Genomic DNA, 15,878 nt, shown 5'->3' on the forward strand with positions numbered 1-15,878 from the left:
ATGGACACGCTAGCGTGCATCAAACGAGTACCGAATACGGGTGCAAAGATAACGCTGACCGACGACGACCAGCACATAGACGCCAGCAACCTCGGGTTCACGATAGCGCCACACGAGGAGTGTGCCGTCGAGGCGGCGGTTCAACAGGCGGAAGCACACGACGGCACGGCGACGGTCCTCTCGCTCGGTCCGCCGGACGCGGACGAACAGCTCCGGACCGGACTGGCAATGACCGCCGACGAGGCCGTCCTCCTCGAGACCGAGGGCGAGGAGTGGCGGCCCCGCGAGACGGCGGCCGCGATAGCCGACGCCGTGGGGAACGACGCGGACGACGACCTCGGGTTCGACCTGTTGCTGTTCGGCGACGAGTCGGCCGACGCGGGGAACCATCAGGTCGGCGTGCGCGTGGCCGAAGCCTTAGACGTCCCCTTCGTCGGGGGTGTCTCGCACCTCGACGTCGAAGACGGAACGGTCGTCGCGAAGCGAGACGTCACCGGCGGCATGGAGGTGTACGAACTGGCCCTTCCGGCGGCCGTGGGCGTGAAGGAAGGTGTGAACGAACCCCGCTACGCCTCGATGCGCGCGAAGATGCAGGCACGCAAGCAGTCGATTCAGCGCCGCGACCCGCCGCCCAGCAAGTTCGACGACGGTATCGAGAAACTCCGACTCGAGGCCCCGGATACCGGGGAGGGAGACGCGGAGGTCCTCGGCGAGGGCGTCGACGCAGTCCCGGCCGTGGTCGACCTCCTCGACAACGAGCTAGAGGTGACCTGACATGATACTCGCGTTCGTCGAACACAACGATGGTACGCCGACAGAACCGTCACTCGAAGCACTCACGCTGGCCCGTGAGCTAGCGACCGACACCGCGTCCGACCTAGAAGTCGTCGTCTTCGGTGGCCAGGGAGCGGCAACTGCCGACCGTCTCGGCACCTGCGGTGTCGAGACGGTCCACCACGCCGACGACGAGCGATTGGACACGTACGCGCCCGAAGCGTGGGCCGAAAGCGTCGGCCAACTCGTCGACAGCGCCGACCCGGAGGCCGTCGTGGCCCCGGGGACCGACCGTGGACAGGAGGTGTTGGCCCACGTCGGCGCGAAGCGTGACCTCCCCGTGGTTTCGAACTGTCTGGACGTCGAGGCCGGAGAGACGTACGAACTGGCTCGACAGCGGTGGGGCGGAAGCCTCGTGGAACACGCTGTACTGGAAAGCGAGACGAAACTGCTGACGGCCGCCGAACACGAGTTCGCGCCGTCGGAAGCGGACACCGTCACCGACCCGACCGTACAGACGTTCACCCCTGACCTCGACGAGTCGGATTTCCGGGCCAGCGTCGTCAGGGTAGAGGAGTCCGACACGAGCGGCGTCGCGTTGGGCGAGGCCCGAATCGTCGTCGGCGGGGGGCGAGGTGTCGGCGGGCCGGACGACTACGACAAACTGGAGACGTTGGCCGACCTCCTCGGCGGCACCGTCGGCGCGTCGCGGGCCGCCGTCAACGAAGGGTGGCGACCACACGACGACCAGATCGGCCAGACCGGCGCGAAGATAAGTCCGGACCTCTACGTCGCCTGTGGCATCAGCGGTGCGGTCCAGCACATGGTCGGCTGTAAGGGCGCGGACAACGTTCTGGCCATCAACACGGACCCGGAAGCGGCCATCATGCAGAAGGGCGACTACGCCGTCGTCGGCGACCTCCACGAGGTCGTGCCGGAGCTGAACGCCGCGCTACGCGAGGAGGGGTGACGTCGGGTCCCGGCCGAACGTCTTCAGCGTAACAGTTAGGACCGGGCGCCCTGAAGCCCGCCTGTGACTCGCTACTGCACCTCGCGGTGCCTCTTCCCGGACACCACCTGTGGGACGTTACTCTCCTCGGCGTGGGGAAGCGCCACCGGGGGGCATCCATGACTATCGCCGACCGGACCATCGGGGAGTTCCTCGACGGCGTCGCCTCGGACGAAGTGACGCCGAGCGGCGGCGCCGTTGCCGGCGTCGGCGGTGCGATGGGCGCGGCGCTCTGTGAGATGGTCTGTATCCACACTCTCCGGACAGACGAGGGCGCTGACGTCGCCGACGAGATGACCGACCTCCGGGACAGCCTCGCCGCTAGCCGGAGTCGGTTACTCGAACTCGCCGACGACGACGTGACGGCCGTCGACCAAGTCCAGGCCGCGTTCGAGTCAGGGGAGGCAGACCGGATACAGACAGCAGCGAAGCGGTCGACAGCAGTCCCGCTGGAAACTGCCGAGACCTGTCTCGACGTCCTCGACGCTGCGGGGGAGGTGACGGCGAACGGGACGCCGGTCGCCGTGCCCGACGCCATGGCTGGCGCACTGTTCGCACACGCGGCGCTCGAGGCTTCCGTGTCTACCGTCCACGCGAACCTCGGGACGATAGAGGACTCAGAGTTCGTCGCGGAGATGGAACGGCGGTCGGCGGAGACGGAAGCGGCCGCGGAGGAGGCGATGTCACAGGTGCGAGCGAATCGGAACTGGTGAAGCGGTCCGCTGCCCGTCCGCGGGTCGCGCGACGGCTACCGTCTCCGCCGTCGTCCGGTGTTCGACCGCTTCGACGAGTCGTTCGGCGAGGCCGAGTCCAGTTGTTCGACGACGCTCTCTATCCCGTCGGCGGCGATACGGAGTGCTTCCGAACCCGCGTCACGCGCCTCGCGGTACTGCTTCGTGTCCAACTTCATCGACCTCCAGAAAGCGTGTCTCGCGGGACGGCAGACGAGCTGGGGCGGTCGGACCGGTGACCTTAGAACAGGCCGCTGATGTTGCCGTCCTCGTCGATGTCCATGTCGGCGGCCGCGGGACGCTGCGGGAGTCCCGGCATCGTCAGCGCGTCGGCAGTCAGCGCGACGATGAAGCCGGCACCGGCCGACGGGTAGACCTCGCTAATCTCCAGTTCCCAGCCCTCCGGCGCGCCCTTCTTGCTGGCGTCGTCGCTGAAGGAGTGGAACGTCTTGGACATGCAGACTGGCACGTCGTCGAAGCCGAGGTCCTGCATGCGGTCGATGTCGTCCAGTGCGCCCCCGGTGAACTTCACGCCCTCGGCACCGTAGATTTCGGTGGCGACTGTCTCTATCTTCTCCTTGATGGGGGCCTCCTCGTCGTAGAGGTACTCGAACTCGTCCTCGTCGCTCTCCTCGACGGCGTCGATGACGTGGTTGCCGAGGTCGACACCACCCTCGCTGCCCTTTTCGAACACTTCGGACTCCGCGACTCTGACGCCGAGGTCGTCCTCGCAGTGGTCGATGACGGCTTGGACTTCCTCCTCGGTGTCGTCCGGGAAGCGGTTGAGGGCGACGACGACCGGGACGCCGAACTGCTGGAGGTTCGAGACGTGCTTGTCGAGGTTCTCGAAGCCCTTCTCGACGGCCTCGACGCCGGCCTCGTCGATTTCGTCGAAGTCGACCGGCCACTGGTCCAGTCCGTGGTACTGGAGCGCACGCACGGAGGAGACCAGCACGACGGCGTTCGGCGTCATGTCGCCCAGCCGGCAGACGATGTCCATGAACTTCTCGGCGCCGAGGTCCGACCCGAACCCGGCCTCGGTGACGAGGTAGTCGCCCATGCCGAACGCGGCCTTGTCGGCGATGAGCGAGTTCGTCCCGTGGGCGATGTTTGCGAACGGACCGCCGTGGACGAACGCGGGCGTACCCTCGATGGTCTGGACGACGTTCGGCTTGATGGCGTCGCGCAGGAGCATGGTGACCGGCCCCGTCGCCTCGATGTCGTCGACCGTGATGGTCTCGCCGTCCTCGCCGTAAGCGACGATGATGCGCGAGACGCGCTCCTTGAGGTCTTCGAGGTCGCTGGCCAGACAGAGGACGGCCATCAGTTCGGAGGCAGCGGTCAGTTTGAAGCCGTCCTCGCGCGGGGTACCACCGCTCTCGCCGCCCAGACCGACGACGGTCTGGCGGAGCGCACGGTCGTTCATGTCCAGCGCGCGCTTCCACGCGACGTCGTTGACGTTGATGTCGAGGTCGTTGCCCTGCGAGAGGCGTGCGTCGAGCATCGCGGCGATGAGGTTGTGCGCCGCGGTCAGTGCGTGCAGGTCACCGGTGAAGTGGAGGTTGATGTCCTCCATCGGGAGCACCTGCGAGCGGCCACCGCCGGCCGCGCCGCCCTTGACCCCGAACACCGGGCCGAGCGACGGTTCGCGGATGGCAATCATCGCGTCCTCGCCGAGATGGTTGAGGGTCTGACCGAGGCCGACCGTGGTGACGGTCTTCCCCTCACCCTTCGGTGTCGGCGTCATCCCCGTGACGAGTACGAGGTTCTCCTCGTTGTCTTCCGCCTGTTCGCGGAGGCGGTCGATGGCGTGGTGTTTGACTTTCGCGGTGTACTCCCCGAAGTACTGGAGGTCGTCGAGCCCGAGGCCCCACGGCTCGACGAGTTCCCAGATAGGTTCCATGTCCGTCGATTGTGCGATATCGTAGTCCGTGGGAATCGGGTCCTGTGGTTGGTCGTCTGAAGACATCTCACCCTGACGTACCCCACAACGCCGTAATAATGTTAGCGTATCTGACAATAGTGGGATAGGATGTGTTCGCATGGTGCCGCTGGCGTCAGCGCTCGCTCATCCTGTCCACGCGACTAGAAGTGTAGCTTCCGACGGAGCCACGAAGTGGCGGCTATCCTGTCGAGGCAGTCAGTCGTCGCGGAGGTACTCGACCACGGTCTCCGGGTCGGCGTCGAGGCCACCGCCCTGCGCGAGGGTCGGTTGGCCGCCGCCACCGCCGCCGAACTCCTCGGTGACCTCCCCGATGACGTCGTTGGCGTCCGTCTCGCCGTCCGTGCTCACGACGACGAACGTCGACCCGTCACGGCCCGCGAGGACGACGACGTCGGCCACGTCGTCGAGCGCGCCGAGGCGGTCGGCTACCGCGTTCGGGCCGACGGAGTCGACGGTGCCGACGACCCACTCGGCCCCGTCTCGTTCGTCCGCGTCCGCGGCGAGGGACTGGATACGCGCGTCGAGCAGTTGGCCCTGTAAGGCCTCTAGGTCGGCCTGCAGGGACTTCTTCTCCTCTAAGAGCCCCTGCGCTCGCTGAGCGAGGTCCTCGACACTCGTATCCAGCGTGTCGGCGGCGCGGGCGGCGCTCCGTCGCCGGTCTATCTGGCGCTGGATGGCCGACGGTCCGACAGCGTACTCGACGCGCACGAGGTCGGCACCCGGGTTCGAGACGTCTACGACCTCGATGGGGCCGATTTCGCTCGTGTTCCGGACGTGGGTGCCGCCACAGGCGGATATGTCCCAACCGTCGATTTCGACGATTCGGACCGTCCCGGTCGGGTCGGCGTCGCCGAGGTTGAACACGATGTCCTCGTCGCCGCGGGCCTCCTCGACGTCCATCTCGTACCAGTCCACGGAACGGGCGTCCCAGACGGCCTCGTTGGCCATGCGCTGGAACGTGAGCGCGTTCACCTCGTCGGCGTCTGCCTCGGCGTCGAAGTCCAGACGCACGGTGTCTGTCCCGATGTCGAACCCACCGTAGCCGTGGCCGTCGAACAGTTTCCGGCCGACGCCGTAGACGACGTGGCTGGCGGTGTGAGCGCGCATGCTGTAGGTGCGAAACTCCTCGTCCACCTCGCCGCTGACCGTCTCGCCGGCCTCGACTTCGGGGGCCTCTGCGAGGGTATGGAGTGTCTCGCCGTCGCGCGTCTGCACGTCGACCACGTCGACGCCCGCGAGCGTCCCCTCGTCGGCGGGTTGGCCGCCACCCTCGGCGTAGAAGTACGTTCGGTCGAGCGTCACGTCTCGCCCGTCCACCGCGCGCACCGTCGCGTCGAAGGACGTGACGTAGGGTTCTTCGTTCGCGTAGTTCGCTGTCGACTCGCCGGTCATGTCCGGCGCGTCGCGGTGCGCGCCAATAAATCACGCGTTCCGGGCCCCTGTCGTGGGCTGGCGATAAGTTAATCAGGGCGAAGCCGACCATATGTGCTATGGAGTACCACGAGTCAGCCGACTACCTGCAGTCGCTACAGCGCCGTCGCCCCAAACTGGGGACGGAGACGACGGCGCGGATGCTCTCGCACCTCGGGACTCCACAGGAGTCCGTCGACTGCGTCCAGATAGCCGGGTCCAACGGCAAGGGCAGCACGGCCCGGATGCTGGAGAGCGTCCTCCGGACCGCCGGACTCGACGTGGGCCTGTTCACCTCGCCGGGGCTGAACGACTTCCGCGACCAAGTGCGGGTCAACGGTCGCTCGGTCCCCAAATCCCGAGTCACAGAGTTCGTCGAACGAATCGACCCCTGTATCGAGCGCCTGCGAGCGGACGACGACATGCCGACCCACTTCGAAGTCCTCACCGCCCTCGCGCTGTACCACTTTGGCGCCGAGGACGTCGACGTAGCCGTCCTCGAAGTCGGTATCGGCGGCCGCTACGACGCGACGAGCGCCGTCGACCCCGTCGCCAGCGCCGTGACGAGCGTCAGTCTGGAGCACACGGACCTGCTGGGCGACACCGTCGAGGAAATCGCCCGCGACAAGGCGCAGGTCGCACCCACGGACGCACCGCTCGTGACAGGTACCACGGGCGACGCGCTCGACGCGGTACGTTCGGAGACGGACGTGATTACCGTGGGCACGGACGACGCCGCCGTCACCGCCGTCGAGAACGGGATGCGGTCGGCCGTCGAGAACGAGGTGTCGATTGCGGGCCCGGACTGGGCACTGGAGACGAACCTCAAACTGTTGGGTCAGCATCAGGCGACGAACGCCGGCGTCGCGTCGACGCTCGCGCGGCAGGTCGCGTCGGTAGACGAACGGACGATTGCCGACGGTCTGCGGCGCGCGACGTGGCCGGGTCGCTTCGAGATTCGGTCCACGGACCCCCTGGTCGTCCTCGACGGGTCGCACAACCCCGGCGCGATGGCGACGCTCTCAGACCTCCTCGGCCGGTACGACTACGACGACCTGCACGTCGTCTTCGCGGCGATGCGGGACAAGGAGTACGAGCAGATGGTCGAGCGACTCCCGCCGGTCGACGCGGCGTACACCGCTAGACCCGACAACGACCGGGCCGCCGGGGCCGACGCTCTCGCCGCAGCCTTCGACGGACACGCCGAGGAGATTCGACGAGTCGGGTCCGTCCCCGAGGCTACCGAACGAGCGATAGAGCGAGCGGACGAGGGTGACTGCGTCCTCGTCGCCGGGTCGCTGTACGCTGTCGCGGAGGCCCGCGACCGGTGGACGCGAACCGTCGTTCCCGAGGACTGCGGCGGCGGGACAGACCGAGCGGCCTCCTCGTCGGTGGACCACGACGCCGTCGACCACAGCGTCTTCTCGACGGCGCTCCGGCCCGCACAAGCCGAGTGGGTGGCCGAACAGTTGGACGCCATCGGCGGTGCCTGTGTGCGCACGGCTGACGGGTCACCGGAGAAGTTCGTCACCACAGTACTGTCGGGGACGCCCGTCCAACTCCGCGAACTGGCAGACACGCTCCCGGCGGCGGGTCTCGGTCTCGACAGCCTCTCCCGACAACTCGACGCCGCCTTGGATGGGCCGCCACCCGCCGCTGTGTTGGACACCGACGGGACGGCGGTGATGGGGATTCTGAACGTCACGCCGGACAGTTTCCACGACGGCGGCGAGTACAACCGCCTCGACGTGGCCGTCGAACGCGCCGAGGAGATGGTCGCCGCTGGCGCGGACGTCGTCGACGTGGGCGGAGAGAGCACCCGACCGGGTGCCGACCCTGTCTCGGTGAGCGAGGAAATCGACCGCGTGGTCCCGGTCATCGAGGCGCTCTCCGCCCTCGACGTCCCCATCTCCGTGGACACGCGGAAGGCCGCCGTGGCCGACGCCGCCCTCGACGCGGGGGCCGACATCGTCAACGACGTCTCTGGGCTCGCGGACCCGGAGATGCGGTTCGTCGTCGCCGACCACGACGCCTCGCTGATTCTCATGCACAGCCTCTCGGCTCCCGTCGACCCCGGCCGGTCGGCGACGTACGACGACGTGGTTTCGGACGTGGTGGCAGACCTGCGCGAACAGGTCTTACTGGCCGAACAGGCCGGCATCGACCGGGACCAGATTATCGTGGACCCGGGCGTCGGGTTCGGGAAGGACGCCGAGGAGTCGTTCGCGCTGGTCGACCGACTCGCGGAGCTAGCGGCGCTCGGGTGTCCGGTAATGGTCGGCCACTCCCGGAAGTCGATGTTCGAACGCGTGGGCTGTGACAGCGGCGAGCGACTTCCACCGACCATCGCCGTGACGACGATGGCTGCAGAGCGCGGCGCCGACGTCGTCCGCGTCCACGACGTCACCGAGAACGCGGCGGCCGTTCGTGCGGTCACGGCGGCGGAAGACGCGTAGACGGGGCCTGACGGTCCTCCGACCGATAGTTTTTCACAACCCGTGTCGAAACAGCGTAGCATGTTTGTAGCGGGGCCAGAGGCCGCGACGGCTGTACTCGCGTCGGTGGGGAGCGTCCCGGCGCAAGCGTTCGACCTCTCGACTATCACGGGCGCACCGCCGACGGTCCGGGCCGCGGCGTCGTTCCTGTTGACGGTGGTCTTCGGCGGCGTCGTCATCTATCGGGACGGCGGCCGCATCGACGCCGCCCTGACGGCCACGACACAGCGACCGCTGGCCGCCGTCGTCTACGGCCTGATGGCCTTCGCCATCGTCACGTTCTTCGTGGCCTACGGGTTGAACCAACTGGCCAACCTCGGCGTCGGAGCGACCGTACTGGGCGTCGTCGGCGCCCTCGTTCTCGGGATTGCCCTGCTCACCCTCGGCGGCCTCGGCTTCGTCGTCGTGGGCACGTGGGCCGCGGGCGTCTTCGGCTTCGACGACCCGTGGGTCGGGTTGGTCGGCGTGGGCGCCGTCAGCGCCGTCGCGTGGCTCGTGTTACCGGTCGCCCTGAGCTTCCTCCTGTGGCTCGGCATCGCCGCCGTCGGCATCGGCGGGCCGACGCGTCGCTGGGTCCACAGCAGCGGTCCGCCGGCGGACCCGGCGTAGCCGCTACCAACGCTAAAACGTGCGCAGGCCGTACGAGACTGTATGGACCTGCTCCAGTTACCGTTCGACTCGGGCTTCGCCGAGACAGCGGCCCAGCTCGTCGGGGCCGCCGGAGCAATCGTCTTGCTCCTGTTGCTTGTCGCCTTCGGGGGGTTCGTCTACAAGAGTCTCGCAGGGGATGGCATCCGCTGGCCGGACGAGATGGACGAGGACGGCGAAGACGGCGTAAAGCGAGGGTCCGACGAGGACGACTGGAAATACTACTGAAAACGAGGGAGCGTCAGTCGTCTTCGGTGGCCGCTCCGGAGCGACTGTTCCGACTACGAGAGTGCGTCGCTGGTCGGTCGCGGTCTGCCTTGAGGAGCGGTCGGACGGACTGGAACTCCCACGCCATCCCGGCGATGGCGAGGACGGACATGAGGGCGAACGGGAACCCGGTGATGATGGCCGAGGACCGCAGCGCGTCTATGCCCCCGCCGACGATGAGAAGGGAGGCGAGACCGCCCATCAGACCGCCCCAGATGACGCGGTTCACCGTCGAGGGGTGTTGCTTGCCGCCGGTCGTGAGCATCCCCAGCGCGAGCGTCGAGGAGTCCGCCGAGGTGACGAAAAAGGTCACCACGAGGAGCATGAACACGCCCGCGAGCACCTCGCCGAACGGGAGACTGGCGAACAGCGGGAACCCCGAGACGGAGACGCCGTACTGGTCGACCATCTCCAACATCGGCGCGATGCCGTTCCGCTGGAAGTAGATGGCGCTCCCGCCCATCGTCAGGAACCACGGAATCGTCGAGGCCGTAGCGCCGACGAGGGCCGTCGCCACCACCTGGCGGATGGTCCGCCCCTTCGAGATGCGGGCGACGAACAGGCCGCCGAATGGCGCCCACGAGAACACCCACGCCCAGTAGAACACCGTCCAGTTACCGACCCACTCGCCGGTGCCGGCGGCGTTGGTGTAGAGGCTCATCGTCACGAACTCGCTGAAGTAGCCGCCGACCGCCTGCAGACCCGTGTTCATGATGTAGTTCGTCGGGCCGAGTAGGAAGGTGACGACGGACAGTGCGGCGAAGACGGCCATGTTGAACAGCGACACCCGAGCGATGCCCTTCTTCACGCCGAGGGCGACGGAGACGGTGAACGCCACGGTCAGCCCCGTAATCATCAGGACGGTGCCGCCGTCGCCCAGCGAGATTCCGAGGTTGTACTCGAGGCCGGTCAGGAACTGCTTGCCGACGAACCCGAGCGTGGTCGCGATGCCGCCAATGGTGGCGAACACCGCGAGGATGTCGATGGTCTTCGCCAAGGCCCCGTCGAGGTTGTCGACGCCGACGAACGGCGCGATGAGCGTGGAGACCCGCATCGGCGCGTCCTTGCGGAAGGCGTAGTAGGCGATGGGGATGGCGACGATGAGGTACGGAACCCAGTAAGAGATGCCCCAGTGGAACAGCGTGTACTGTATCGCACCGACTGCCGCCGCCGGCGTGTTGGAGTCTGCGCCGACCAGCGGTGGGACCGTCGCGTAGTGTTTCAGTGCCTCGGCCGGCCCCCAGAAGACGATTCCAGCCGCGATACCCGCAGAGAACATCATCGAGAAGAACGAGAGGAGGCTAAATTCCGGGTCGTCGTCGGGTTTGCCGAGTTTGATGTCGCCCCAGCGACCGACCATCAGCCAGAGACTGAACACGACCATCAGGAACATCGACCCGATGTACACCCACATGAACTCCGTCCAGAGGTACTCGTTTATCTGTCCCATCTGCGTTGCTGACGCCTTGGGGTTCAGGAAGAACACCAGAATCGCCAGCAGCGATACCGAGAACCCGACTCCGAATACGGCGATGTCGAGTTCGTCGGCGAACTGCTCGAGTGACGTGCGTAAGGTACGCATGCATCCCTCAATCTTTGGGGCCCGGTGGTCAATCCTGAGACGAAATATGACACCTGTTGAAGTACCCGGACTATAATGCTATACTCCGCCACATATACGACTCGAATTCGAGTTAATGCATTTATCTGCGAGGTAATTCAGGCATCGGAAGTTTCGCTCTCGCGGCGAGAAGCGTGGTCTCCGTTCCCCCGAAGGGGGCGGACGGCGGTGAGAGAAAACCGGTGTCGCTACGTCAGTCGCTTCCTTCCGCGTCGGGATTTCCGGTGACGTCGGTCACGACGTCACCACCCGACTTCGTGATGTCGACTTCGCCCTCTGCGGTCATGTCCTGGATGCGCTCTTGGAACTGCTCGGACTCGAGTATCTCGTACTCGTTGTCCAGTCCCAGATACACCGTGTAGCACATCAGACAGAGGATGATGGCGAACGGGAGGCCAGTCGTGATGGCCGCCGTCTGAAGGGCACTCAGGCCACCGCCGACGAGCAGACTCGCGGCGACGGCACCCTCGGTGACCGCCCAGAAGATTCGCTGGACCTTCGGCACGTCGTGCTTGCCGCCCGAGGTCAGGTGGTCGACGACCAGCGACCCAGAGTCGGAGGACGTGACGAAGAACGTGACGACGAGCAGGGTGGCCAGCAGTCCCGTGACGGCACCGAGCGGGAACTTACTGAGCATGGCGAACATGGCAACCGTCTGGCCCTGGTTGGCGACGGCGGACGCGATGCCACCGCTACCGACGAGTTGGACCCACAGGGCAGAACCGCCGAACGTGGCCAGCCAGAGGAACGAGAACAGTGCCGGCAGGAACAGCACGCCCAGCACGAACTCTCGGACGGTGCGCCCCTTCGAGATGCGTGCGATGAACATCCCGACGAACGGCGACCACGCTATCCACCAGCCCCAGTAGAAGACGGTCCAACTGCCCATCCAGCCTTTGACCGTGTAGCCGCCGAGTGCGGCGGTGCCACGGATGGTGCCGGTGAAGAAGCTCAGGTTGAGGAGGTTACCGAGGTACGCCCCGAGGCCGTCCGCGAACGTCCCGAAGATGTAGACCGTCGGGCCGACGGCCAGCAGGAACACCAGCATGGTGAACATCAGGTAGAGGTTCAGCGTGCTGAGGCGCTTGACACCGCTCTCCAGCCCTGCCGCGACGGACGCCGTCGCGATGGCGGTGATTCCCGCGATGAGAAGCACCTGCGGTATAGTCCCGGTCGGGACGTTCACGAGGCCGAGGATGTCGCCCCCGACGTACGACAGGCCGGTGTTGATCTGTGCCACGCCGAGTCCCAGCGACGTCGAGAGGCCGAACAGCGTCGCGAACACGGTCACGAGGTCGATGACGTGTCCCGGCCATCCGTAGATGCGTTCACCGAGTAGCGGCCAGAAGATGGACCGGAACGTCAGCGGCAGGCCGCGGTTGAACGAGAAGAACGCCAGTCCGAGTCCGACGAGCCCGTAGATGGCCCACGGGTGGAACCCCCAGTGGAAGAACGTCTGTGCCATCGCGGCGCTTGCGGCACCGGCGGTGCCGCCTTCCGCGCTGAACGTCGGCGGGACGACCATGAACTCGGAGGCCCCGGAACCGAAGTGCCACATCGGTTCGGCGACGCTGAAGAACATGAGCCCGATACCCATGCCTGCGCTGAACAGCATCGCCATCCACGAGAAGTCACTGAACTCTTTTTCGGCCTCTACGCCGCCTATTCTGATGTTACCGTACTTGCTGACTGCGAAGTAGACGATAGTGATGATGAACAGGTTGACTGCGAGGATGTAGAACCAACCGAAGGTTCCGTTGATGAAGTTGAAGACGGCGGTGTATATCGTCGATGCCTGGTCTCCCAGTAGGATAGTCGCCGCAACGAACGCGACGATGATGACCAACGAGATGGGGAAGACGACCGGATGGACGTCGAACCCCATCGCCTGAATGTTTGTGTCGCCCGGTTCACGGTCGGACTCAGGATGAAAGAGTTCGACCTGAAGTCCCTCCGAAAACTCGCCGGTGTTCTCTTCACTCTTTGCCATACGTTACCCCCATCGTCCGAAGCCGTTGTCCACGTGATTTCATGTTGTAGTCCCCAAGTTGTGGGGTGATTTTCGTCCGCTCGGTGCCCCGTCTCGTATCCGACGTGCGTCCACCGTTCTCGTCTCGGCCGTATGAGGGCGTTCCCTCGGCCTCGCTGCCCGGTGTGACGGCATCAACGCCGTCAACCCGGCTGTCGGTGTTCACACCCAGGTGGCATGTTACACTGCCTCACCCCCATGAAAAGAGTGGACTATAATAAAACTTCGCCTACATACCACAATTAGGCATGTACTAATAACCTCGCTGGAGCGCGGAATCGAGTAGTTGAATCCGTCTATACAGGATATTGGCCGAACTACTCTCGAGGGTATCCGTAGATGGAGCGGGTCAGTTCGGAGTCGCGGGGCAGGGAGGTAAGTGATTGCCACGCCGTCGCTCGACATGTAATGACGACTATCCTGAACGTCGTGTTTGACTGGCTCAAGCGAGTCCCCTCGGTGGTTTCCAGGCCTCGCAGTGGTGACGCCGACCCCGAGAGCGTCCGACCATCGAGTCGGGAGGTACACAGGACCACTATCGACGGCGACTGCGGGTGGGCCCGACGGCCACTGGAACGACTCCGCTGTCCCTCGCTGTACCTCCCCGGCCGACCAGACGGGCCCGAGCGACGACATCGACTGCCCACGCTGTGTGGCCGAGTTCGTCCACGAAACGTTTCCAGCCCTCGAACTTGCGTCCATGGTCTGTCCTGTCCGCGGAAGTCGGATAGAACACGGTCGGCGACACCCCGAGACGCTCGACCGCTCGGAGCGGGTGACGTATCACGCGTGCCGGTACCACTGTGAGGTCAGACACGCGTACTGAGACGGGTGGCGCTGGCGGGTGCCTTTATTTATCCAGCGGTCGTGGCGAGCGGGTATGGCAAATCTGTCGGCGACGGTCGCGGCGGGTATCGCGGTGCTGCTGATAGGGACGGCGCTATTGGCGATGGCGAACGGGGACCTGCAGGTGGCGGGATTCAGCTTTCTGGCCGCGAGTCTCGTCATCTACATCAGGGAGACGAGACTCATCGACTCGTGAACGGCCGATTCGAGTAAAAGAGCGATACCCCCCACCGACGAGCGACCACGCTATCACGTCAGTTCGTCGGCTTTCATCCGCTGCGTGATGACCGGCACCGTCGAGGTTCGGACGACCTTGTCCGTCGTCCCTCCGAGGATGGCCCCGATTTTCCCGCGATAGGCAGAGCCCATGACGATGGCGTCCATGCCCTCCTCCTCCGCGTAGGCGACGATTTCCTCGCTGGGTGTGCCGGACCGGATATCTCTCTCGCAGGTGACGCCGTGCTCCTCGGCGACGCCGGTTATCTCGTCGAGTGCCTCCTCGCCGTAAGCCCGATACTCCTCTCGAACGGTCTCCTCGTCGTCCCGAATCGACATGGCACGCGGGACCCCCGGAAGGTCCATGACGTAGAGCGCGTGGACGGTCGACCCGAGCTCCGCTGCGAGTTCGATACCGTGTGTCGCCCCCTTCTTCGATTCGGCACTCCCGTCGTACGGAATGAGTATATGCTCGTACATATTCGATACTGCAGTAGGATATCCACGAGCCGCCGGAAATAACTTTCCCCAGACGTATCAGTATCGATACGAGATTCCGGCAAAGAAAAGCGACCGGAGACGTCCTCACTACCCCGAGTATAGTGGGTAGTCAACGCACCTATCAGTCAGACAGTCCTCGCGATGTTCTCGACTGGGTAGCCGGTGTCACGGATGGCCTCCACGATAGCGTTGGCGTGTTCCTGTCCGCTGGTCTCGACGTTGAAGACGAGGTAGGCTTCGCCCACGTCCAAGTCGTCGACGGAGCGCTCGTGTCGGACGTCGTGGATGTTCGCGCCTTGGTCCGCGATGGTCCCGGAGATGTCCTCCATGACGCCGGGCCGGTCGTCGATGCGGACCCGCAGGCGCATGAGTTGGCGGCGCTCGGTGAGGGCGTGGATGAGCACCGTCCGGAGTTGGGTCATGTCGAGGTTCCCGCCACAGAGCAGGGGCATCACCGTCTCGTCGGTGACGTCCAGGTCGTCGCTCAGGATGGCGGCGACGGAGGCAGCGGCCGCACCTTCGACCACCTGCTTCGCGCGCTCCATCAACAGGAGGATGGCTTGCGCGATTTCGGTGTCGGTGACGGTCACCACGTCGTCGACGTTCCGCTGGATGATGCTCAGCGTCGTCTCGGAGATGCCGCCGGTGGCGATACCGTCGGCGATTGTGTCCACCTCGTCCAACGTCACGGGCATCCCCTTGTCGAGGCTCTCGTGGACCGTCTCTGCCCCGGTGGCCTGCACGCCGACGACGCGCGTCTCCGGCGAGAGGTGCTTGATGGCCGTCGAGACGCCGCTGATGAGGCCGCCGCCGCCGATTGGCACGACGACGGTGTCAACGTCGGGACAGTCGTGGTACATCTCGGCACCGAGCGTCCCCTGTCCGGCGATGATGTCAGTGTCGTCGTAGGCGTGGACGAACGCGGCGTCCGTCTCCTCGACGGCGGCCTGGGCGTGGGCCATCGTCTCTTGGAAGTCCTTCCCGACCAGTTCGACCGTCGCGCCGTAGCCGCGTGTGGCGTCGACTTTCGCCTGCGGGGCGTTGACGGGCATGAAGATGGTCGAGTCGGCCCCGCACTTCGTAGCGGCGAGGGCGACGCCCTGTGCGTGGTTGCCCGCGCTGGCGGCGACGAACTCGTCGACGCCGTTCGCGACGTCTTGGGAGATCTTGTTGTACGCGCCTCTGGTCTTGAACGAGCCCGTCCACTGGAGGTGTTCCATCTTCAGGTACACCTCGCCGCCGACGAACTCGTCGAGCGACGAACTGCGTTCGACCGGCGTCTTCTTGACGACGGAGTCGTCGTCGAGTCGTTCGCGTGCCCGCTCGATGTCGGCGTACTGGACGGGCAGTTCCTCGGATTCTGACGTTGTCATAGGTGGATTGTGA

At 65.5% G+C, this 15,878-nt stretch carries 14 protein-coding genes; 7 read left to right on the forward strand and 7 right to left on the reverse strand.

Features of this window, described 5'->3' with window-relative positions:
• The 3 genes from Hhyl6_RS18660 (at nt 1) to Hhyl6_RS18670 (ending at nt 2,496) form a co-directional block, all read left to right on the forward strand.
• Nucleotides 1-774, forward strand: a complete 774-nt coding sequence (locus Hhyl6_RS18660; RefSeq protein WP_483740757.1) for an electron transfer flavoprotein subunit beta/FixA family protein — start codon at nt 1-3, stop codon at nt 772-774.
• 1 nt (nt 775) lies between these two features.
• The gene (locus Hhyl6_RS18665) at nt 776-1,744 is read left to right on the forward strand and encodes an electron transfer flavoprotein subunit alpha/FixB family protein (protein WP_483740758.1); all 969 of its coding nucleotides are present in this window, start codon (nt 776-778) and stop codon (nt 1,742-1,744) included.
• Nucleotides 1,745-1,902: 158 nt separating this feature from the next.
• Nucleotides 1,903-2,496: a cyclodeaminase/cyclohydrolase family protein gene (locus tag Hhyl6_RS18670; protein ID WP_483740759.1), complete on the forward strand. Its 594-nt coding sequence runs from the start codon at nt 1,903-1,905 to the stop codon at nt 2,494-2,496.
• A 35-nt stretch (nt 2,497-2,531) separates the two neighbouring features.
• Here Hhyl6_RS18670 and Hhyl6_RS18675 read toward each other — a convergent pair whose 3' ends face one another.
• The 3 genes from Hhyl6_RS18675 to Hhyl6_RS18685 all read right to left on the reverse strand — a co-directional run bounded on the left by Hhyl6_RS18675 (nt 2,532) and on the right by Hhyl6_RS18685 (nt 5,851).
• Entirely contained in the window at nt 2,532-2,693 is a 162-nt protein-coding gene (locus tag Hhyl6_RS18675; RefSeq protein WP_483740760.1) for a hypothetical protein, read from the reverse strand.
• Between the two features lie 62 nt (nt 2,694-2,755).
• Nucleotides 2,756-4,483, reverse strand: a complete 1,728-nt coding sequence (locus Hhyl6_RS18680; RefSeq protein WP_483740761.1) for a formate--tetrahydrofolate ligase — start codon at nt 4,481-4,483, stop codon at nt 2,756-2,758.
• Between the two features lie 171 nt (nt 4,484-4,654).
• Nucleotides 4,655-5,851 carry an alanyl-tRNA editing protein gene (locus Hhyl6_RS18685; RefSeq protein WP_483740762.1) on the reverse strand — a complete coding sequence of 399 codons (1,197 nt, stop codon included), beginning with the start codon at nt 5,849-5,851 and terminating at the stop codon, nt 4,655-4,657.
• A gap of 98 nt (nt 5,852-5,949) precedes the next feature.
• Between Hhyl6_RS18685 and folP the strand changes: the two genes are divergently transcribed.
• From folP to Hhyl6_RS18700, 3 genes are read left to right on the forward strand one after another with little or no spacing between them, the layout of a single operon-like run.
• On the forward strand, nt 5,950-8,325 hold the full coding sequence (gene folP, locus Hhyl6_RS18690) for a dihydropteroate synthase (RefSeq protein ID WP_483740763.1): 2,376 nt from the start codon (nt 5,950-5,952) through the stop codon (nt 8,323-8,325).
• A gap of 60 nt (nt 8,326-8,385) precedes the next feature.
• Nucleotides 8,386-8,973 carry a hypothetical protein gene (locus tag Hhyl6_RS18695; protein ID WP_483740764.1) on the forward strand — a complete coding sequence of 196 codons (588 nt, stop codon included), beginning with the start codon at nt 8,386-8,388 and terminating at the stop codon, nt 8,971-8,973.
• 42 nt (nt 8,974-9,015) lie between these two features.
• Nucleotides 9,016-9,240, forward strand: a complete 225-nt coding sequence (locus Hhyl6_RS18700; protein ID WP_483740765.1) for a hypothetical protein — start codon at nt 9,016-9,018, stop codon at nt 9,238-9,240.
• Between the two features lie 13 nt (nt 9,241-9,253).
• Here Hhyl6_RS18700 and Hhyl6_RS18705 read toward each other — a convergent pair whose 3' ends face one another.
• A complete protein-coding gene (locus tag Hhyl6_RS18705) occupies nt 9,254-10,861 on the reverse strand; it encodes a BCCT family transporter (protein WP_483740766.1) in 1,608 nt (535 codons plus the stop codon).
• A gap of 232 nt (nt 10,862-11,093) precedes the next feature.
• The gene (locus Hhyl6_RS18710) at nt 11,094-12,890 is read right to left on the reverse strand and encodes a BCCT family transporter (RefSeq protein WP_483740767.1); all 1,797 of its coding nucleotides are present in this window, start codon (nt 12,888-12,890) and stop codon (nt 11,094-11,096) included.
• Between the two features lie 919 nt (nt 12,891-13,809).
• On the opposite strand from Hhyl6_RS18710, the gene Hhyl6_RS18715 reads away from it, so the two are divergent.
• Nucleotides 13,810-13,971, forward strand: coding sequence for a hypothetical protein (locus Hhyl6_RS18715; protein WP_483740768.1), 162 nt, complete (start codon nt 13,810-13,812; stop codon nt 13,969-13,971).
• Between the two features lie 53 nt (nt 13,972-14,024).
• Here the strand turns inward: Hhyl6_RS18715 and Hhyl6_RS18720 are convergent, their stop codons facing one another.
• Both Hhyl6_RS18720 and ilvA read right to left on the reverse strand, forming a co-directional pair.
• Nucleotides 14,025-14,471 (reverse strand): universal stress protein, encoded by a 447-nt coding sequence (locus tag Hhyl6_RS18720; RefSeq protein WP_483740769.1) that lies wholly within the window; start codon nt 14,469-14,471, stop codon nt 14,025-14,027.
• A gap of 146 nt (nt 14,472-14,617) precedes the next feature.
• Nucleotides 14,618-15,865 (reverse strand): threonine ammonia-lyase, encoded by a 1,248-nt coding sequence (gene ilvA / locus Hhyl6_RS18725; protein ID WP_483740770.1) that lies wholly within the window; start codon nt 15,863-15,865, stop codon nt 14,618-14,620.
• Between the last annotated feature and the right edge of the window lie 13 nt (nt 15,866-15,878).

This window comes from Haloarcula sp. H-hyl6, assembly GCF_056934455.1.